The organism is Myxococcus sp. CA040A (assembly GCF_013336725.1).
Classification (GTDB): Bacteria; Myxococcota; Myxococcia; order Myxococcales; family Myxococcaceae; genus Myxococcus; species Myxococcus llanfairpwllgwyngyllgogerychwyrndrobwllllantysiliogogogochensis.
This window is the reverse complement of the sequence record NZ_JABUMR010000002.1, coordinates 388072-409147: the sequence shown is the minus strand read 5'-3', so window position 1 is coordinate 409147 and position 21076 is coordinate 388072. Positions and strand designations below refer to the sequence as shown.

Annotated in this window: 13 protein-coding genes; 7 read left to right on the top strand and 6 right to left on the bottom strand. The window is 69.2% G+C overall.

The window, feature by feature from the left end:
* The first annotated feature begins 10 nt into the window (after window positions 1-10).
* Window positions 11-2191, top strand: a complete 2181-nt coding sequence (locus HUA75_RS08630) for an ATP-binding protein (protein WP_174486089.1) — start codon at window positions 11-13, stop codon at window positions 2189-2191.
* Between the two features lie 406 nt (window positions 2192-2597).
* Window positions 2598-3491, top strand: coding sequence for a sulfotransferase domain-containing protein (locus HUA75_RS08625; protein ID WP_217445997.1), 894 nt, complete (start codon window positions 2598-2600; stop codon window positions 3489-3491).
* A 38-nt stretch (window positions 3492-3529) separates the two neighbouring features.
* Here HUA75_RS08625 and HUA75_RS08620 read toward each other — a convergent pair whose 3' ends face one another.
* Window positions 3530-3670, bottom strand: coding sequence for a hypothetical protein (locus tag HUA75_RS08620; protein WP_174486087.1), 141 nt, complete (start codon window positions 3668-3670; stop codon window positions 3530-3532).
* Window positions 3671-3957: 287 nt separating this feature from the next.
* Between HUA75_RS08620 and HUA75_RS08615 the strand changes: the two genes are divergently transcribed.
* Window positions 3958-4974: an endonuclease/exonuclease/phosphatase family protein gene (locus HUA75_RS08615; protein WP_174486086.1), complete on the top strand. Its 1017-nt coding sequence runs from the start codon at window positions 3958-3960 to the stop codon at window positions 4972-4974.
* Between the two features lie 9 nt (window positions 4975-4983).
* Here HUA75_RS08615 and HUA75_RS08610 read toward each other — a convergent pair whose 3' ends face one another.
* Window positions 4984-5520, bottom strand: coding sequence for a YceI family protein (locus HUA75_RS08610; protein ID WP_141644755.1), 537 nt, complete (start codon window positions 5518-5520; stop codon window positions 4984-4986).
* A gap of 296 nt (window positions 5521-5816) precedes the next feature.
* On the opposite strand from HUA75_RS08610, the gene HUA75_RS08605 reads away from it, so the two are divergent.
* Window positions 5817-6659, top strand: a complete 843-nt coding sequence (locus HUA75_RS08605; protein ID WP_141644756.1) for a RimK family alpha-L-glutamate ligase — start codon at window positions 5817-5819, stop codon at window positions 6657-6659.
* 153 nt (window positions 6660-6812) lie between these two features.
* Window positions 6813-8228 carry a radical SAM protein gene (locus tag HUA75_RS08600; protein ID WP_174486085.1) on the top strand — a complete coding sequence of 472 codons (1416 nt, stop codon included), beginning with the start codon at window positions 6813-6815 and terminating at the stop codon, window positions 8226-8228.
* Here HUA75_RS08600 and HUA75_RS08595 read toward each other — a convergent pair.
* The 3 genes from HUA75_RS08595 to HUA75_RS08585 all read right to left on the bottom strand — a co-directional run bounded on the left by HUA75_RS08595 (window position 8221) and on the right by HUA75_RS08585 (window position 13543).
* Window positions 8221-12501, bottom strand: a complete 4281-nt coding sequence (locus HUA75_RS08595) for an AAA family ATPase (protein WP_141644758.1) — start codon at window positions 12499-12501, stop codon at window positions 8221-8223. The genes HUA75_RS08600 and HUA75_RS08595 overlap by 8 nt on opposite strands.
* Window positions 12502-12508: 7 nt before the next feature.
* Complete coding sequence (locus HUA75_RS08590) at window positions 12509-12910, bottom strand: hypothetical protein (protein ID WP_174486084.1); 402 nt, start codon at window positions 12908-12910, stop codon at window positions 12509-12511.
* A gap of 81 nt (window positions 12911-12991) precedes the next feature.
* Entirely contained in the window at window positions 12992-13543 is a 552-nt protein-coding gene (locus HUA75_RS08585) for a molybdenum cofactor carrier protein (protein ID WP_174455672.1), read from the bottom strand.
* Window positions 13544-13800: 257 nt separating this feature from the next.
* On the opposite strand from HUA75_RS08585, the gene HUA75_RS08580 reads away from it, so the two are divergent.
* Both HUA75_RS08580 and HUA75_RS08575 read left to right on the top strand, forming a co-directional pair.
* Complete coding sequence (locus HUA75_RS08580) at window positions 13801-14106, top strand: hypothetical protein (protein WP_141644761.1); 306 nt, start codon at window positions 13801-13803, stop codon at window positions 14104-14106.
* A 114-nt stretch (window positions 14107-14220) separates the two neighbouring features.
* Window positions 14221-15192, top strand: coding sequence for a sigma 54-interacting transcriptional regulator (locus HUA75_RS08575; protein ID WP_141644762.1), 972 nt, complete (start codon window positions 14221-14223; stop codon window positions 15190-15192).
* Here the strand turns inward: HUA75_RS08575 and HUA75_RS08570 are convergent.
* The gene (locus HUA75_RS08570; RefSeq protein ID WP_254627512.1) at window positions 15173-20884 is read right to left on the bottom strand and encodes an AAA family ATPase; all 5712 of its coding nucleotides are present in this window, start codon (window positions 20882-20884) and stop codon (window positions 15173-15175) included. The genes HUA75_RS08575 and HUA75_RS08570 overlap by 20 nt on opposite strands.
* Window positions 20885-21076: the final 192 nt, after the last annotated feature.

The window sequence follows — 21076 nt, the reverse complement described above, 5'->3', positions numbered from 1 at the left end:
GGAGGGAGTCATGTCTGACAATGACAAGCCGTCACGGCCGCAGGGAACGCGGGCACCGTGGGAGGACGGGCCCCGGCGCGCACCCACTTCGAATGGCACGGCGACGCGCCCCGGGCCCGCGCCACGTGGACCCGCGTCCAACCTGCCGCCCACCTTCTCGACATCGCGCGCGTCGCAGTATGGAGGCCCGGACCCTCGCGACCTTCGCCCTCCGCCGTCCGCGCGGGAGAATGGGCCACCCCGTCGCGAGGCGCCGCCGACAGCGCCTCCCCCTCGCGGTCCGGAGGCACGGCGCAACGACGTCATCCGCCCGACGCCGCCCGAGACACTGGAGGAGTTGGATGCCCTGAAGAGCGAAGCAAAGCCCGCCTCTCCGGAGGAGGCGGAGCTGTTGAAGGCCGTGGCCTTCACCCACTTCGACACCGCCTCCAGCGAGGACAACCTCGTCACGCTCCTCCTCACCCGGGCTGACCTGCATCTGTTGGCCTCACAGACGCTCGTGCGCATCAAGTCGCGCGAGGACCAACGCACCTACCTGGGCGTCGTCGTGCGAGGCCCCTTCGCCGAACCCAACGCCGTTGCCGCCAACTCCCCCATGGCCATTGGCGTGGTGACGCAGGGCAAGCGGGTGACCTACACCTTCGACTACCACGGGCGCGCGGAGGTGGAGCTGCTCGGCGAGGAAATCGAGGGCGCCCTCAAGCCCCCGCGCTTCCGCCCCCGGCCGCAGAGTCCCGTGTTCCGCCTCGACGAGGAAGAGAGCGCCCGCGTGCTCGGCGTGGGCGGAGACCTGTGCCTGGGCGTCGTGGTCGGCTACGAGAAGATGGAGGCCCGGCTCAATCCGCGCGACAAGGCCATCCTCCCGCGCCACACCGGCATCATCGGGACGACGGGCGGCGGCAAGTCCACCACCGTCGCCACACTGCTGCACCGCGCGCAGTCCCAGGGCATCGCCACCATCGTCTTCGACGTGGAGGGTGAGTACACGCACGTGGACCGCCCCACTGACCACGCGGCGATGCTGGAGGCGCTCCGGCGCCGGGGACTGAAGGCCGAAGGCGTCAGGGACCTCCACATCCACCACCTGACCGGGCGCGCCAGCCTCAATCCCAGACACCGCAACCTGCACGGCTTCTCACTGGGCTTCTCCAGCCTGTCCCCCTACGCGCTCGCCGAGATTCTCGACATGTCGGACGCGCAGCAGGAGCGCTTCCTCAAGGCCTACGACGTCACCAAGCTGCTGCTGGAGGACTTCGGCATCTTCCCGACGAGCCCGGACGAACAGCGGCAGGCCCTGGACGTCGACGAGCTCTCCACCGGCTACCCGAAGATGACCATCCAGCACCTGCTGGATGTCGTGAGCGCCTACATCTACAGCCTCAGCGACGAGGGCCGCGCGGACACGAAAGGCCGCGCGCGCGGCCCGTCACGCAAGGACGCCGGCACGGAGGACCTGTTCGCCGCGGAGGAGGCCCCGCCGAGAGGCCCCTCCCTGTACAGCGAGTTCCGGGGCAACCCCGGCCGGGTGATGAACCGCGTCATGGCGCAGAGCAGCAAGCACGAGATCAGCTGGAAGGCCCTGGCCAGCAAGCTCCACCGACTGAGGCGCCTGAACATCTTCGATGTCGGCAATGTCCCCAAGGTGGACTACGGCGCCATGCTCACCGCGGGCCGCGTCTCCGTCATCGACCTGTCCGACACCGACTCGCCCCAGCTCAACAACCTGGTCATCGCGGACATCCTCCGAGGCATCCAGGAGACCCAGGAGGCCCGCTACGCGCGCGCCAACGCCCACGCGCAGGACGTCACCCCCGTCCTCATCGTCATCGAGGAGGCCCACGAGTTCCTGTCCGCCAGCCGCATCTCCCAGATGCCCGTGCTCTTCGAGCAGGTGGCGCGAATCGCCAAGCGCGGCCGCAAGCGCTGGCTCAGCCTCGTCTTCGTGACGCAGCTCCCCCAGCACCTCCCCAACGAGGTGCTGGGCCTGCTGAACAACTTCATCATCCACAAAATCACGGACAGCTCGGTCATCTCGCGCATGCAACGCGCCGTGGGAGGCATCGACGAGAGTCTTTGGAATCGGGTCTCCCGGCTGGCCCCGGGACAGGCGCTCGTCTCGTTCACCAACTTCACCCGGCCCCTCATGGTGGCGGTGGACCCCGCACCGGTGAAGCGGATGCTCGTGGAATGATGAGAGGATGCCCCTCATGAAGACTCTGACGCTGGCAGGTTGGGTGCTGGGCGCGCTGCTGTGGAGCGCCTGTGGTTCCGACGATGACGACGAAGGGGCGTGCGTGCAGGTGACCGTCTTCGCCCGGTCCGCGACGGGGAACTGTTCCGCCTACCCGTCGACCTGCGACGTTCCCGCCGGCTACGTCGAGTGCTGCGGGGGTTTCCTCGGCGGCTGCGTCGCCTCCGGACCTGATGCGCGGTGCGTCGACGACCCCACGGACTCCTGCTCCCCTAACACAGGGGGTGCGGATTGCCCTGGTGTCTGCGACTAGCTTACTGAAAATTTCCAATTCCCGGGACGCCTCCGCGAGCCACGCCAATCCTGCATTGGTTGTGTCGACGTGAGTGTGCATAGTGCGTCGTTCATGTCGTCACCGGCTCATTCCGTGCCGCGCAGTCGCCCCTGGCTGCGCTCCCTGCTGCGTCAATCCATTATCGGACTCACGTGGCTGTCAGGGCGGCTGCTGGCGACCGCCGAATGGCTCCGGTGGGTGCGTCTGAGATATGTCTGGCTCAAACCGCGACGCGGAGACATCTACATCGCCACCAGCCCCAAGGCGGGAACGACGTGGATGCAGATGATTGTCTTCCAGCTCATCACGCAAGGCCGGGGCGAGTTCGAGCACATCAATCAGGTGTCACCCTTCCTGGAGCTCCTGCCCCGCGATGCCACCACGGAGCCCCTGCTGGACTCGCTGCCCTCACCGCGCATCCTGAAGTCGCACCTGCCCTTCCAGCAGCTCAAGCCGCCCAGGCACAGCCGCATCATCTACGTCACGCGCAACGCGGCGGACTCGCTGGGCTCGCTCTACCACCACCACTGTCTGATGGAGGCCACGCCCCTGCCCTTCGAGGGCTACTTCCGGGTGATCATGGACGTGGAGGACCCGTGGCTCGGGCACCTCGAGTCCTGGTGGCCGCACCGGAAGGACGCCAACGTCCTGCACGTGCGCTACGAGGACTTGATTGAGAACCTGGAGGCGGGCGTCAGGCGCGTGGCCGCGTTCTGCGAGCTGCCCATCGACGAGTCGCGGCTGGGCGACATCCTGGAGCGGTGCGGCATCGCGTACATGAAGCAGCACAACGAGCGGTTCGACATGCGCGGGCCGCAAGCGGCGCTCCAGGGCCGAGGCACCTTCATCCACCAGGGTGGCGTGGGCCAGGGCCGCGCGAAGCTGAGCGAGGAGCAGCGCGCGGAGCTGGACACCCGGGTGGTCCGCGCTCGCCAGCGGCTGGGCATGGTGGCCACGGAGCCGTAGGGCCAAACGCTCGCCCGGCCGCACCCGGAGCGCTGGGGCTACACGTCCGGCTTGGACGAGTCCTTCCCCTTCTGCTTGTCGTTCTTCCAGCCCCAACTGGAGCTCCACATCCCGGGCCCCGTGAAGAGCACCGTGACGAGCGTCATCACCGCGGCGCCAATGAGAATCTCCCAGAACATGTCCACGCCTCCAGCCACAGAGTCAGCACCATCCGTACACGCCCAGCATCCCTGATGAAGGCGTAACCGGCGACACATCCCAGGGGGAGTGTCACCTCGCCCACCCGTCGCGAGCACCCTACCGCCCGCTCCCTCGGGGACCCGACGAGAGGTCGCCCTTGAGACAATGACGGGTGGCGTCAACGGCGCGCGGCAACCTAGCAGCTCATGCCCCGAGTGCAATCGAGGACGGAGACACTTCGCCGTCGGGGGCCGGTCCACTTCGCGGTGGTACTGTGCCCGCCCGAATGCCTCTGCTCCCCATCCGTGGCCCGCACCGCTCCGCAGTCATCGGCGCGTGCGTCTCTTCTCTTCGCCGTGCTCCGCTGCTCATGGGCCTGCTGTTCGGCGTCCTCGGCTGTGAGGGGCGGCCTCCTCCGGAGCATCCAGGCCCGGTGAACCCGTGTCCCTCCGGCACCTGTGGCGGCGGCCAGGTCGTCCGGCCCGAGGGGAGCGTGCGCATCGCGGCGTTCAACGTTCATCGCCTCTTCGACACCGTCTGCGACTCAGGGAAGTGCGGCGGCTCCGAGTATGAAGCCCTGCCCACGCCGGGCGTCTTCGATGCCCAGGTGGGTCGGCTGGCGAGTTCCCTCACCACGCTGGACGCCGACATCGTGCTGCTCTCGGAGGTGGAGACCCAGGTGGGGCTCGACGCGCTCCAGGCGCGGCTGCCGGAGTTTCCTCACGCCGTGCTGGGCGAGACGGGTGGGACGGCCTCCGTGGACGTGGCGGTGCTGTCCGCCTTCCCCATCACCTCGGTGGGAAGCCATCGGGACCGCGTCCTGACGCGACCGGATGGCTCGACGACGCGCTTCTCGCGCGAGCTGCTGGAGGTACATCTGGACGTGAACGGCAAGGAGGTCATCGTCTTCGCCGCGCACTTCCGCTCGAAGGTGGATGACGACCCGGGCCGTCGCTACGCGGAGGCGGACACCACGCGGACCATCGTCGCTCAGGCCGCCGCGCGCGCGCCGAAGGCGCTGGTGGTGATGGGCGGCGACCTCAACGACGTGCCCGGCTCGGCGCCCATCACCGCCATGGAGCGAGATGGACAGCTGCTGCGCGTGGCGAAGGACCGGCCGGACGACCAGACCTGGACCTATGTCTATTCCGGGCAGAAGCAGGCCATCGACCATCTGTTCGTCGCGAACGCGGCGGGCGGCACCTATGTGCCGGGCTCGTTCCGCGCGGCGCGGGAAGGAGGCGGTGGGTTTGGCGGCTCGGACCACTCCGCCGTGCTGGCCGACTTCCTTCCCTCGCCTTGAGCCGCGTCTTCAGCTCGCGGCGGGCAAGGCCTGGATGTCCAGTTCGATGTCCACCTTCTCCCCGACGAGCCACCCTCCGTTGTCGAGCGTCTTGTTCCAGCGGATGCCGTAGTCGGAGCGGTTGATGGTGCCCTTGGCCGTGTAGATGAGGCGCGTGCTGCCCCACGGGTCCTTCGACGTGGCCGTGTGGCGCGCCTCGAATACGACGGGCTTCGTCACGTTGCGGATGGTCAGCTCACCGAGGAGCCGGAAGCCCGAGCCTCCGGTGGGCTCCAGGTTCGTGCTGCGGAAGGTGAGCCTGGGCGCGGCTTCGGCGTCGAGGAAGTCGGGCGAGCGCAGGTGCGTGTCGCGGTCCGGCGCGCCCGTGTAGATGCTGGCCGTCTCCGCGCTCACTTCGACCTCGCCCTGGGTCGGCCGCTCGGCGTCCACGCGCAGCACGCCGGAGACGCGCTCGAAGCGGCCGTGCACGCGCGCCACCACCATGTGGCGGGCGATGAACAGGACGGAGGAATGGGAAGAATCAATGTTCCAGGAGGTCACGGGCATGAGGGGGGCTCGTTGGGTGAGGAGTCGAGGGGGAGCGTCGCGAGCGGGTCACCGCGGACACAGTCATCCTAGAGAAAGAACGCACCCCAGGTGGCCTATTCGAGTGACGCTTCAAACATTGCGACGCGAAGTGAATGCCTACCCGACGTGGCGCGCGCGCAGGCGAGCGTGGACGATGTCAGACATTGCGCGAGCCCCCGTCGGGGTGTCGCCGTAAAACAAACAAGGCCCGTACACTCGGACGCCTTGGCGCTTTTTCCCCAGCCTCCGAACAGTGGATGCTTTCCGGAGAACAGATGCGTCCCAACATCGTGGTCGTCAACGGCGAGCGGCACTGGCCGACCTGGTTCCCGGAGGCCGAGGTCATCCCGGTCCGACTCCAGGACTCCGCCTGGGTGCTGCGCGAGGGCATCCTGTGGTGCATCACCCGAGAGGCGGCGGTGCGAGTCGACGGCGTCTTCTGGCGCGTGGGCGCCATCCGTCCGGACCCGCGCCATCGCACGGTCCTGGACCTGGTGCGACTGAGCGGCGTGCCGTGTGTCAACCCCGCGAAGACGCTCGTGCGTTGTCATGACCGGCTGTCCATGCTCGCCGAGCTTCGCGAGGCGGGCCTGCCCGTCATCCCCTTCGACGTCGCGCTCGGTGACGACATGGTGCGCCGGATTGCCCGACCCGCGCCGTTCGTCGTGAAGGTGGGTAACCACCATGGCGGTTACGGGAAGGCGCTGGTGCGAAAAGAGTCCGAGTGGTTCGAGGTCGCGGACCTGCTGTTCGCCGCCGATGACTACGCGGCTGTCGAGCCCTACATCGACTACCGGCGGGACGTGCGCTGCCTGGCCATCAGGGACCAGTTCTGGGCCATGTCGCGCGCGGGCGCGGGCTGGAAGGCCAACGTCCAGACGCGAAAACACCAGGTCATCGACGCTCCCGAGGAATTGGTGGGCTACACCCGGCGGGCCCTGGAGCACCTGGGGGCTGATATCGTCGCGCTCGACTTCCTGGAGACGCAGGAGGGGCGCTTCGTGTTGCTGGAGTGCAACGACACGCCGGGCCTGTCGGGCTTCCCCGAGCAGCTGTGTTCCGAATTGGCGGAATGTCTCCGGGAGAAATTGCGGACCCGCCCCCCAGCTGGGGCCTGAAACACGCGGGGGTCCATCGGGACACAGTCGCTGTCATTTTGCCAAGACGGCTCACCCGGAGGATTCTGGGAACACGGTCTCACGAGGGGGAGACTCCGACTGTCGACGGCGAATCCTCGCTCGCGCCGCTTCATCCTGGAGCCACAGCCTCGCATGCGGATCGCCGTCATCGCCACGTACACGCACCCCACGCGCCTGCGCATCAAGGAACCCTCCATCATGCAGTCCTCCGTGCCGGAGCTGATCGCCGGCCTGTGCCCCGAGCACGCGGAGGTGGAGGTCTTCAACGAGAAGGAGGTGGACATCCCGTTGGACCGGCACTGGGACCTGGTCTTCTTCTCGTACCTGCACTCCTACTACGAGCACACCAAGGTGCTCTCCACGCTGTTCCGCCAGCGCGGAATGACCACCGTCGCCGGCGGCCGCCACGCCACGCACTTCCCCGACGACGTGGCGCTGTACTTCGACGCCGTCATCACCGGCGAGCCCGAGTCCAACGTCCCCGCCCTCATCGCGGACTTCGAGAAGGGCCAGCTCCAGAAGCGCTACGAGCGGCCCTCGCTCGGCCCCACCGCCATCCAGCCGTATCGCTACGAGCTCATCGACTTCACGAACAACAAGGTGCGCCTGCCCGGCATCGAGGCGTCACGCGGCTGCCCGTTCCGCTGCAACTTCTGCGTCCTCACCGGCCACGAGCGCTACCGCTACCGCCCCGTCGCGCAGGTCATCGACGAAATCCAGACGCGCATGCGCTGGAACCCCAACTACCTGGGGTTGATGAAGGACGCCTTCATCTTCCTCGACAACAACCTGGGCGGCTCGCCCAAGTACCTGCGCGAGCTGTGCGAGGCGCTGATTCCCCTCAAGAAGACCTGGGGCTGCGCGCTCACCTTCAACGTCCTCAAGGACGCGTCGCTGGTGAACCTGATGGCCAAGGCCGGCTGCCGCTACGTGTACACCGGTCTGGAGTCGCTCAACCCCGAGTCCATCAAGGCGATGAACAAGGGGCAGAACACGCTCTCCGAGGTCGACGCCGTCATCCGCCGCACCTTCTCCGCCGGAATCCTCCTGTCCTTCGGCCTCATCGTCGGCTCGGACGGCGACACCAATGAGTACCTGGAGAAGATCCCCGAGTACCTCGCGGACCTGCAGTACTTCTCCGTCACGTTCCTCGGCATCGTCAGCCCCTACCCGGAGACGCCGTTCTTCCGCGAGCTGCAGGCCGAGGACCGGCTCCTGCCCGGCACCGTCAGCCGCGACTACGACGGCTACACGCTCTGCCACCGGCCGAAGAACCTGCACCCCTCCGAGGTCGTGGACCACTTCCACCGGCTCTGCGCGCAGCTGGGGAGCCTGCCGAACATCGCCCGGCACTACTGGTCCAAGCTGACCTTGAGCAACCTGCCCCGCTACAAGCAGACCATCCTCTTCGCCGGGCCCGAAATCCTCAGCATCCGCAACCCGCTGAAGAACCCGGCCCGCCACTACATCGCCGGCATGGACGCGCTGGAGGACTGGGACACGAAGCAGATGGCGGCGCTCGGACTTCAGCCCCAGCGCATCACCTGAGCGCGACGGCGCGAGGCGCTTCCACCGGGGCAGGCGGCGTCAGGCCCAGCTCCGCCTCCAACCGGTCCAGGCGCCGCAGCTCCGCCTGGGCGCCAATGGACTGGAAGATGTCGCGCGCCCGCGCCAGGAACTCCACGCGCCGGTGCGGCAGCGCCACGGCCGCGTCATGGTACGCGACGCCCGTCTCCCACCGGTTCGGCGTGTCCTCCAGGAAGGCGATGGCGCGAAGGAACAGCGACTCCGCCGCCTTGCCGCCCTTCTTCAGCGCCAGCGCGCGCGCCGTCACCCGCATCGCGGGCCCCTTCAGGTACGGGTAGCGCCGCCCCAACAGCCGCGCCTTGAACAGGCAGCGACGGATGATGGCCCACAGCGTCTCCTGGGGCACCGCCACCGCGCCCTGCTCCAGCGCGAACAGCGCGCCCTCCGCCGCGTCGACCAGGCCAATGTGGAGGAAGGGCACCAGCACGTGGTAGCGCCACAGCGCCTCGTCCGCGCGCACCGCCATCAACCCCGCTTCCTCCACCTGATGCTCGCGCACCGTCACGTTGACCAGGTGGTTGAGGCTGGCGCACTGGTTGGCCAGGTCCTGCACCTCGATGCTGATGCGCAGGCCCTGCTCCAGCTCCGCGCACAGCTCGCCGACTTCGCCCTCGCCCCGCAGGTAGCGGCACATGGGAATCCACGAGTGTGCCCACCCCTGGTGCATGAGCGCGTGCAGCTCCTCGCCCATCTTCCCCATCTCCACGAAGGCCCGCTCGGCCCCCTCGAAGCGCGAGGCGAGGAACTGGCTGGAGCCCAGCATCATCAGCCCCGTCTGCACCTCCCACATGTCCCGCACCTGGCGCAGCAGGGACATGGCCTGCTCGGCGTACTGCGTCGCCTGCGCCAGGTCGTTACTGAAGACGGACAGCGTGGCCAGCCGGCTCAGGGCGATGCCCTCCGCCGAGGGATCTCTCGCCCGCCGCGCGTAGTCCAGCGCGCGCAGACACCAGCGCTTCGACAGCCCGAGGAAGCCCGAGCCGAACAAGAGCGAGCCGTAATAACTGCTCGCCAGGCTCAGGCCCCGCTCACCGCGCGAGCGCTCCGCCATGATGGTGGCCACCATGGTCGCCCAGGTGAGCTTGGCGATGTCCTTGAAGTAGTAGATCTTGATGAGGGAGATGAGCGTGGTCAGCTGCTTGAGGTACAGCGGCAGCCGTGAGCCCAGGGGCCGCGCCAACCAGGGGAACAGCGCGTAGAGCAGGTGCAGCCCGAAGGCCAGGAGCGTGCGCACCACGAGCGCGGGCAGGCTCCCCGGCGTGCGGTGCCCCATCAACTCCATGGCCCGCTCCAGCTCCTGGATGGCCCGCTTGGACTCGCCCTTCTCCTGATGGGCGCGCCCCAGGCCCAGGTGCAGCTCCGCGCGGCGTGACACCAGCTCCTCGTCCGCCAGGCACTGCTCGAACATGTGGATGGCGCCCGCGTAGTTGCCCGCCTGCAGCAGCGTCTCCGCCAGCTCCTGCATCACCCGGCGCGTCTTGAGCAGCACCTCGTCCGGGTCCAACTCCACCGTGCCGGCGAGGATTTCGATGGCGCGGTTGTAGTGGTGGAGGGCGTCGTCGTTGGCGTACTGACCGCGCGCCCCGCGGGCCGCCATCAGCGTGTACTCCAGGCCCTTCACCTCGTCGTTCCCGGCGAGGAAGTGGAAGGCGAGGATGCCGGCGGACGCCGCCGTGTTCTCACCGGCACGGGCTTCCAGGAAGCGCGCCAGGCGCCGGTGCAGGTCCTCCCGCGACGACACCATGAGCGTGTTGTAGGCCGCGTCGCGGATGACGATGTGCTTGAAGATGCAGGTGTAGGGCTCCTCCACCTCCAGGAGGATGAGGCCCAGGTGCGTCAGCGTGTCGATTGCCTCGCGGATGCGCTGGCGGGACACCGAGCCCGGCGCGAGCGCCGCCACCGCGTCCAGCGTGAAGATGCGGCCGATGACGGACGCCACCTTCACCACCAGCTTCTCCGTCTCGCTCAAGAGGTCGATGCGCGCGAGCACCACGTCCTGGATGGAGTCCGGCAGCACCAGCGTCTGGAGGCTCCGCTTCAGCTCCCGCCGCGACGCACCCGGCGACACCGGCCCCAGGTAGCCGCCCTCGACGAGCCCCTGGACGATGGACTCCGCGAAGAACGGATTGCCCTGCACCTTGGACAGGAGCACGTCCTCCAGCGCCGTGTCCGGCGGCTCCATGCGCAGGTGGACGCGCAGGAGCGCGCGGGTGTCCTCGTCCTCCAGGCTGGACAGGTCCAACCGGCACAACCCCGGCATGTCGTCGCGCACGTTGCGCAGCTGCTCACCGGGCCGCATCGTCACCAGCAGCGTCAGCCGCAGCGGCGCGAGCCGGGCCGCCACGTACTCGATGAGGTCGACGGAGATGTTGTCCGCCCAGTGCAGGTCCTCGAAGAACAACAGCAGCGGCGTCTTGCGCGCGTGCTTCTCCAGGAGCTGGAAGATGATTTGAAAGACCTTCTGGTTCTTGTGCCGCGCGTCCAGCCCCACCGTGGCAGCGTCTTCCTCCACGCTCAGGCCCAGCAGGGCGGCCATCACCGGAATCCACTCCGGGCCCGCGTCCTCCAGCCCGTCGAACCCCTGCCGCAGCCGCGCGAGCTGCGCGTCCACGTCGTCGCCCTCGTGCAGGCCGAAGAGCTGCACGAGCACCTCCTTCCAGGGGAAGAAGGGCGTGAACATCTCGTACGAGTAGCAGATGCCGTACAGGCTGCGCGCGCCGCGCGACTCCGCCTCCTCCACCACCTTGGCGCCCAGCCGCGACTTGCCGATGCCCGCCTCGCCGGACACCACGCACAGCCGGCCACTGCCCGAAAGCGACTCCTCCACCGCCGCGTGGAGCTGCCCCAGCTCGCGCCCGCGCCCGACGATGCCGCCCCGCCCCTTGATGAAGAGGCTGCGGCGCACCTCGCCCTTGAGCTGGTAGACGGGCACCGCGCGGGAGACGCCCTTGAGCGTCGCGTCCTCCACGAACTCCGTGGTGAAGCCGCCCACCTGGAGCTTGCGCTCCGTCTGCGCGTCGATGTGGATGCCCACCCCGTCCGCGTACGTCATCAGCCGCGCGGCCAGGTTCACCACCTCGCCCAGCGCCGAGTAGCCCTTGCGCCAGGGCGAGCCCATGTCCCCGAAGTAGGCGTGCCCCGTGGCGATGCCAATCTGCAGCTCGCGCACGTACGGGAAGGACTCGCGCTCACGCAACAGCTTGCACGCCAGCCGGCTGGCGAGCACTTCCTTGTTCTGCTGCGCGGTGGGCGCGCCGAAGAGGACGTAGAGGACGTTGCCCTTGTCCGTGAAGTCCGTCATCAGCAGCACGCCGCCGTGATGCGCGCTCTCTCGCTGGACGTGCTCGTAGAAGGCGTTCAGCTCGCGGGTGAAGCCCTCGATTTCCGACGGCGAATGGTCCGTCTTGAATCGCAGGAAGAAGCAGGTGAGGTCTCGGAAGTCCCCGCCCAATTCCTGGTGCGCCGTGGTGATGCGGGTGAAGAGCACCGGGTGCAGCAGGAGCGCGCAGCGGCCCACCAGCTCCTCGCCACCAGGGGAGACGAACGTGGGCGGAGCCCGCGCCTCCAGCGGCACCGAGGGCTCCAGGCGGAAGGCGCCGTCCCGCTCCTCGCCCACCCGGGCCAGGTCCGGCAGGAGCGCCCACGCCTCGCGGCTCAGGAGGACCTCTCCCACGCGGGCCCGCTTCTCCGCGGCCACCGCCTGCTCCAGCGGGTGGCCCACGAGCGCCGGGTGCATCCACATGCCCGTCGTACCCAGGACGATGCGGTGCGACTCCCCCACGCCGATGCCAATGCGCGACGACACCGCGAAGCGCTGTCCCAACAACTCCAGCCGGGAGAAGCGCGCCAGCCGCCGCTGCACGTCCAGCGCGCACCGCGCCGCGCGTCCCACCGCCTCCGCGTCGCCCTCGCTCGCGGCGGGCTCGAAGCAGGCGAGGATGGAGTCTCCGGCGAACTGGTAGATGTCGCCGCCGTGCTCCTTCACGACGTCGATCATCTCCGTGTAGTAGCTCTCCAGGAGGCGCTGGAGCGCGTCGATGCCGCGAGGCCCCTCGCCGCTCAGCCCGACGACGATGGGCGTGAAGCCCGCGATGTCGAGCACCAGGATGGCGCCGCGCACCGACTCCACCGGAGGCAGCGCGTGCGCCTCTGTATCCTCCAGGCGGCGCAGCAGCGCGCCGGGGATGTAGGGCCGCAGCGAGGAGAGGACGAGGTCGATGTCCGCCGACGACATGCCGCCCTCAGCCCAACGTCCGGAAGCGAATCCACATCGCGACCACACCCACCGCGGCGTAGAAGAATGTCTCGATGGTCTCCGACAGCGGCTGCGCCCTTCTCAGCGCCCCCCACGCGTGGACCACCACCATCGCCGCGCACACCCAGCCGATGAGCTCGAACAGCGCCGGCTGACTCCGCGGGTCCGGGATGTAGCGCACCACCGTGAGGATGATGGCCAGCGCCACCCCTCCCAGACAGCGGCCGAAATACACCGTCAGGTCCGTGTTCCCCTGCACCGGCGCCCAGCCGAACCACTGGGACCAGCGCAGCGGCATCAGCAACAACGGCAGCGCGAACACCAGCAGGAAGAACGTCGTCGAGACGGCGAGGAACCAGCTGGCGAGTGGGTATTCGGCGCTGATCATGTCGACAGCCGTCCATCCTAGTCGTTTTTCCCCCGGCTTCGAGTGCCCTCGATCAAACCAAGCAATCCTGGCTTTTCTCGCTCAGGGAGCGAGGGGGCGGGCGGGCTCACGGACGGAGGCGCGGATGAACTCGGCGACGCGCTCCAGGGAGTCGGTGCGCTCCAGCTCCGACGAGAAGCGGCGGAACGCCTCCGGAGGGCCGAAGAGGATGATGGGCTTGCCGTAGCGCAGGCACAGCGAGGCCTCGGAGGCGGTGCCGGCGCCCCCCGGCAGGGCCACGAGGGCGTGGGGGGTGAGCACGTTGATGTGGTTGCGGCTGAGCGGGTCCGTCCCCTGCTCTCCGCTGAGGGGCAGGTGGGTGTAGATGGCCAGCTCCACCCCGGGGTTGGGGTAGCCGGAGCGCGGCACGTAGTCGCCGTCCTTCACGGTGCCCGGGACGATGCCAATGGAGATTCCGCGCCGACCCACCACCTGGACGAAGGCATCCGCGGCGGCCCGCATGACGCCGCTGCCGGCGCCGGTGAGCAGGTCGAACCCCGCCTCGGCGATCCACCGTGCCAGGGGAATGACACGCTCCAGGTGCTCTTCCTGGCCTGATCCGAAGACCCCGATGATCCGCCGTTCCCTTCGCATGGATGCCCACTCCTTCCCGGACATGTGACCGGCCCTCCCGGAAGCTTCTTCCATGTGCGTCCGACGCACCCGGCGCAACCGTTCAGTGCCGCACAGAGGGGGCGTCGGCCGTTCACCGACGGAAGGATCCACCCTCGGACAGAGACCGAAATGACACTTGCAGGACGGCGCGCGCGGCGGGGTGTGACGCCCCCTGGGGCCCTCCACCTGTCAGACCCCCTCCCTACCCTCCTTCACGTCAAGCCTGGAGGTCGGCCTTGTTCGACACCTGTGGTGGATGTGAGCGGCGCGGTGGCCCCGGTGAAATCTTCGACTGGTGCGCCAACTGTGAGCTGTCCTTGTGCCCCCGCTGCATGAAGCGGGGATGCTGCGACGCGCTACCCGCGGAGTCGGGGCGGGATGCTCCGTTGATGTTGCCGGACCCGCCGGAAGAGGAGGAGGCCCCCTTGCCCGAACACTTCGGCGGACGGTGCTGCTCCAGCGCCCGCGCGGTGGCGTGCTCGTGTGCCTTCCACTGGGTCTGTGAGCGACACGGGGACCAGCACATCGGCACCCACGACTGAAGCGACGGCGTGAGGGAAGAAAATCCCGGGCGTACGTTCAACCGTCGGCGGCACAGAGCCAACGGCGTCCCGAGCCTGGGGCGCGCGTGACGCAGGCTGACGGGGGACTCGTCGATGACCATGGTGCTGGGGCACGGACCGATTCACGTCCGGCTGATGGAGCTGGTCGCAGCCGCGGCGACAAACGACGCGGAGGTGCTCATCCAGGGACCGAGTGGCGTGGGCAAGGAGCTGTATGCGCGGCTCGTCCACGAGCAGAGCGTGCGGGCACCCCATCCGTTCATCCCCGTCAACTGTGGCGCCCTGCCACCGGACCTCTTCGAGAACGAGCTGTTCGGCCACGTGGGCGGCGCCTTCACCGGCGCGAAGACGCGCAACCGGGGGCTGGTGGCGGAGGCGGAGCACGGCACCCTCTTCCTGGACGAGCTCGACGCCCTCCCCCTCTCCAGCCAGGTGAAGCTCTTGCGCCTCATCCAGCAGAAGGAATACCGGCCGCTGGGGGACTCACGGCTGTATCACTCCGACGTGCGCATCATCGCCGCCACCAACACGGACCTGCTGGCGGCGGCCCAGGCGGGACACTTCCGCTTCGATTTGTTCTTCCGCCTGCGCGTGCTGCCCATCGACGTGCCCCCGCTGCGCGAGCGGCCCGAGGACATCCAGCCCCTGCTCGAGTACTACCTGCGGCGCTACGCGGACGAGTACGGCAAGGCCCCCGTCACCTTCACGGAGGCCGCGAGGCATCGCCTGATGACCTACGCGTGGCCCGGCAACATCCGCGAGTTGGAGAACTGCGCGCGCTACCTCCTGTGCACGCGCGCGGGCACCTGTGTCGACGAGGAGGACCTGCCCCTGCTGGCGGAGCCCGCGCCCACGGGACACCGCGAGCCGATGTCCGCGGTGTCCCGCGAGTCCTTCCAGGTGGCCAAGCGCCGAGTCGTGGAGGCCTTCGAGAAGGCCTGGCTGGAGGGCTCGCTCGTCGAGCACGGGGGCAACATCGCCGCCGCCGCGCGCGCCAGCGGCAAGCACCGCCGCGCCTTCTTCGAGCTGATGCGGCGGCACGGCCTCAAGGCCCACTCGCGCTGACAGGGGTGCTCTCCTCCACGGGCCCCTCGCACGGCAGCTCCACGGTGAAGCGGGCCCCGGCGCCCAGCGTGCTCTCCGCGCGCACCTGCCCGCCCAGCGCCGCGACGATTTCGCGGACGATGAAGAGGCCCAGGCCCAGGCCGCCGTACTCCCGCGAGGAGACGGCGCGCTCGAAGCGGCCGAAGATGTGGGGCAGCCGCTCGGCGGGAATACCGATGCCCTGGTCGACAATCTCCAGCCGCACGCGGCCTCCGGTCTCCTCCAGGTGGACCTCGATGGGCTGCCCCGCGCCGAACTTGAGCGCGTTGGCGAGCAGGTTCGTCACCACCTGCTCCAGCCGGACACGGTCCCACCGGCCCATGCAGCCCGGGGCCAGGTCCAGCGACAGCGAGGACTGCGAGCGCTGGATGGCGTCGCCCAACCCCTCCACCACGGCACGCACCACGGCCTCCAGGTCCACGGTCTCCAGTTGCAGGTGCAGCCGCCCTGTCTGGATGCGGGAGACATCGAGCAGTTCGTCCACCAGGTGCGCCAGCCGGCGCGTCTGGGCCTGGGTGGAGCGGGAGGCGCGCTGGACGGAGTCGCGCGTGGGCACCTCGCTGCGAGCGAGCCCCTGCACGGAGAGCTGCAACGCGGTGATGGGCGTGTAGAGCTCGTGCGCGGCGATGGAGAGGAACTCGTCGCGCAGGCGGATGGCATCCTGCGACTCGTGGTACAGCCGCGCGTTGTCCAGGGCGATGGCCGCGCGGCGCGCCAGGTCCTGCGCCAGCTCCAGGTCCCCGGGCCCATAGCGCTTCGTCGGCACCGAGGAGACCAGGGTGAGGACGCCCAGCAGCCGCTCCCGGGCGATGAGGGGCACCGCCATCAACGTCCGGGCCTTCAGCGCGCGGATGAGCGCGCAGTGCCGCGCGTCCCGACACAGGCGCGTCAGGAGTTCGTCGGTGAGCACCGGGATGAGCAGTGGCTCCTTCGTGCGCAGCACGGCGTTGGCGGGCTGCGACGAATCCCAATCCGGCGTGTATGACGACTGAAGCTCCCGTGCGAGCCCCTCCGAGGCCGGGTCCGCGTGCGCGGTGGAGAGCCTGCGGATGGAGCCCGACGCATCCACCACGTCGATGGCGCACACGGTGGCCAGGAAGGGCACCGCCAGTCGAGCCAGCCGCTTGAGGGTGGCCTCGTAATCCAGCGACTCGGCGAGCACCACGCTGGATTCGGCCAGGAAGCGCACGGCCTCCTCGGCCCGCTTGCGCTCCTCGAAGAGGAGGCTGTTCTCCAGGGAGATGGCCATCTGCGAGGACAGCAATTGGAGCACCCGCACCCGGTCCGGGGTGAAGGCGTGCGTGGCCAGATTGTTCTCCAGGTACAACACCCCCATGGTCCGCGCGTGGCGGCGGATGGGCACCACCAGCGCGGACTTCACCCGCTGCCGCGCCACGTACGCGTCCGTCACGAAGCGGCCCTGGTGCGCGGCATCCCCCAGCACCACCGCGTCCCCCGTGCGCCAGGTGTGCCCGAGGAGCGACTCCGGCACCAGCTCCGCGCCCGCGAGCGGGACGTGGAGCCGCGTCATCGGCTCACCCACGCCCCCCACCGCCTCCAGCATCGGCGTGCCCTGCTCCTCCAGCACCAGCGCGCCCCGCTGCGCCCCAGCGACCTCCAGGCACACCGCCATCAGCTTCTCCAGGAGCCGCTCCAACGCCACCTCACCGGACAGCGACTGCGCGGCCTTGAGGATGCTCAGCAGGTCGAGCGACGCGCCCCGGAAGTCGTCCCCCGTCGGCGTGACGGTCTGGTCCCAGATGCCGGGCTCCTGTATCTGGACGTCCGGAAACTCCTCCTGGAGCGCGGCGACCACGGCCTTCGCCCCCCAGCGCGCATACCCCTCGCGCGCGGCCCGCAGGTACAGCGTGGCAATTCGCTTCCGGCCCAGCGCGCTGTACAGTCGTCCCGCGAGCACGTTCGCGAGGGCCTCGTCCTGCGGGAAGCCTTCCTCCCGGGCCCGGTCGATGGCCTCGTCGAACAGCTCCGCGGCCTCCGTGAAGCGCCCCTCCAGCCGGGCCCGCTCCGCCGACAGCATCAGGTGGCGGTGGCGGAAGTTCTCCGGACAGTTCGTCGCCCAGTGCCGGAAGCGGTGCCACGTCTGCTCGACATACGCACGGAGCGCCTGTCGCTCCGCGTCGCTCCCAGCGTCCGCGCTGGCCGCCAGCACGAGCGCGCCGAAGAAGGCGTGCTCCGTGACGTTGAAGAGCGACTGCACGAAGCGGAGGTTTGGCTCGGCCGCGCGGAACATCTCGCGCGCACCCGCGAGGTCCCCGAGCAGGTAGGACGTCTGGAGCCGGAGGATGAAGAACTGACCGAGGATGGTCGGGTCGCCTTTCGACTGCTCCAGGAAGGCCGCCGTGTCGAACGTCGCGTCGTCATAGCCTCCCCGCTCGCGCGTCCTCCCCTGGAGACACCGCACGGCCTGACGCAAGGCGAGCTGCGTGTCCGCCATGGCGCCCTGCCCGCTCTTGCGGTCGAAGGCCAGGGCCCCTTCGGCTTCCGCGTGGACGCGGTCCAGCTCCGTGCCCAGTCGCAGCCGGGTGAAGCTGATGCTGGCCAGGAGGTAGGCGACGTACTGCGGCTCTCCGCTCTCCAGGCCCGCGGCGAGTCCCCGACGCAGCAACGGCATCGACGAGCGCAGGGGCTCGCGCCAGTGCCGCATGTAGAAGAGGAAGGCGGCGAGGACGCGACACTCCTCACGCGGGTTGGCGAAGCGGCGGCTCAGCTCCATGCCCAGGTGACTGAAGGCGTGGCCCGCGGCGTAGTCGCCCCGTGACTCGCCATGGATGAGGCCGAAGCACACGTAGGCGAAGGCCGAGTACACGCTGTTGCCGTGATTCAGCGTGAGGCCCAGCATCCGGGTGTAGATGAACGAGAACATCGGCGGGTCGGAGAACCACGCCGCGATGCCCGCGCTCATCAAGAGGCGCATGCAGCCGCGCTCCAACGAATCGGCCATGCGCGGCGCCGACAGCAGCTCCTCCTCGGTGCGGGACTTCCACATCTCCACCACCTGGGGCAGCTCCGCCTGGAAGTCGGCGGTGGCATCCCCGTCCGGCAGCGCCACGCCGAAGAGTCGCAGTCCCTCACGGGCGTGCTGGAGCGCCGCCGCGTGATTCCGGCCGAGGATGCTGGCGTTCATGCGCAGGACGTAGAGGTCCACCTTCTCCAGTGGCGACGTGGCATGCGCCATCGCCTGGTCGATGAGGCGCTCGGACAGGAGGCGGTCTCCCGTGAGCTGCGCGCACTCCGCCGCGTCCTGGTGAAGCCGGAGCATGCGCTCGCGCTGCGTCTCCCAGGCGTCCTCCGGGAGGAGGACCCGGGCGCGCATGAAGTAGGCCAGGGCGGCCTCGAAGGCGGAGGCGTCTCGCACCTTGCGCCCCGCGCGCTGATTGAGCTCGGCGAGCCACTGGCGCTCGGTGGCGGTCTCCACCACGTCGCCGCCCAGGTGGAAGTGGTCCACCACCTCGCAGATGCGCGGCTCGGCCGCAACACCCGGGGCGTCTTCCCAGAGACGGCGGCCGATGGTCCGGTGCAGTGCCCGGCGCTCCTCGTCTGACAACAACGAGTAGGCGGAATGTCTCACACGGTCATGCGCGAAACGGTACGTGGCCTGCCCCTCCGTCAGCCCGTCCGGCGTCTGCTCCGGATGGAGCGGCTGGAAGCGAGGTCCCCGCCCCTCCGGGACGAGCAGGCCCGCGCGCAGCGCGCTCCACAGCGCGCCCGCCGTGTCCTCCATGGGGGCATCGACGACGCGAGCCAGGAGCCACAGGTCCACCTGACCGCGCATGCACGCCGCCACCGTCAGCAGCCGCTGCGTGTGCTCCGGGAGCCGGCGGATGGAGTCCAGCATCAGCTCCACCACGTTGTCGGTGACCTCCGCCTGTTCGATTCGCGCCAGGTCCCAGTGCCACGAGCCGTCCTCCAGCTCATACGTGAGCAACCCGGTGCGATGCAGGTGCCGCAGGAAGTGACTGATGGAGAAGGGGTTGCCCGCGGTCTTCTCCAGCACGAGCCGCGCCAGCGCCCGCGCGCGCTCCGGCTCGCAGCGCAGCGTGTCCACGCACAGCGTCGTCAGGGCGGACAGGTCCAGGGGCCCCAGCTCCAGGAGTCGCGGCGCCGCAGTGGTGCCCGCGAGTGACGACAGCACTCGGGAGAGGGGATGCGACGTGCCCCACTCTCCGGGGCGATAGGCACCGATGAGCAGCACATGGTGCAGCTCCGGGTCCGTCACCAGCCGCGTGAGCAGCTCCAGGGTGGCGGCGTCCGCCCACTGGAGGTCGTCGAGGAACAACACCAGCGGCTCCTCGTCCGTGGCGAGGTCGCGGAAGAAGGACTGGAGCAGCAGGAGGAAGCGGCTGCCCGCCTCCCGAGGGCCCAGGGGGACGATGGGAGGCTGCTCGCCGATGAGCCGCTCCAGTTCGGGAACCAGCTCGGTGAGCACCCTCCCCTGGGTGCCCAGCGCTTCCTGGAGACGCTGCCGCCACTCGGCCACTTCGTCGGGAGGTTGCTCCAGGACACCGACGACGAGCCCCCGGACGGCCTCCACCAGCGAGGCGTACGGTGCCTGGCCCTTCAGCTCCGAGGACTTTCCGGAGAGGAAGCGCGCCGTGCCCAGGTGCGCGCGCAGCGCGTGGACCAGGGACGTCTTGCCGCTCCCCGAGGCTCCCGACAACAGCACCCACTCCCGGGCGCCGAACCGCGCGCGCTCCAGCGCGGCGTCGAGCACGGCGCGCTCCTGGTCGCGGCCATAGAGCCTGTCGGGCAGCCCCAGCTCGCGCGCGAGGTCATACCGGCCCAGTTCGAAGGCGATGGGCGTACCCGGTCCGCGCCAACGTCGCTGGATTTCTCGCAGGTCCTCCACGAGCGCCTCGGCGCTCTGGTAGCGCTCCTCGGGCACCTTCGCGAGCAGGCGCAGCACCACGTCGGAAAGGATGGCGGGAAGCTGGGGGTTCTTGTCGACGGGAGGCACGGGCGGCAGCGCGAGCAGGGCGTGGACCAGCTCCGCGGCGTCGGTCGACACGAAAGGCGCCTCGCCCGTGAGCATCTCGTAGAACGTCGCGCCCAGCGCATACAGGTCCGCGCGGTGGTCGACGCGGCGGCGCATCCTCCCGGTCTGCTCGGGGGCGATGTAGCGCAGCGTGCCCTCGAAGCCACCGGGGACTCCCGCCATGTGCACGAGCCCTTGCACGCGCGTGGACAGGTCGAAGTCGATCATCACCAGCCCGCGTCCTCCGGGCGCCACGACGAGGTTGGCGGGGTTGAGGTCGCGGTGGATGACATGCTGGCGATGCAGCGCGCCCAGCGAGCTGGCGAGGTCACACGCCAGTTCCAGGAAGAGGTCTACCTCGATGGGGCCCCGGCGCAGCCATTCCCGCAAGTCATGGGGTCCTGCGTCCTCGATGGCGAGCGCAGGCTGGCCCGCCACCACCTCCAGCGCCACCACGCGGGCGACTCCGGTGAGGTCTCGAAGCTCGCTGAGCATCGCGTGCTCGTGACGCAGCAGGCCGGCGCTGCTCTCCGCCAGCGGCCCTTCGCGGACGACCTTGAGCACCCGCGCGGCGCCCTCGGGCGTCCAGGCGCGGAACACGTCGTAGCGGTGCCCCCGGTAGATTCTTCGCACGTCCTGATAGCCGGCCAGCTCCAGCATCACGACCCCTCGACGACTTCCCAGGGGAAGTTGCACACGCGACAGGCCCCGGGGCTCAGAAGGCACTAACGGATGATGCGGGCGCGGTCCTGTCCAGAGGAGCGGGCCGCCTGCCGCTCGGACGTCAACAGCTCCTGCGTGCGCCTCGCGGCATGCCTGCCTCGGGGTCCGAGAGTACGTCGGCTAGTGAGC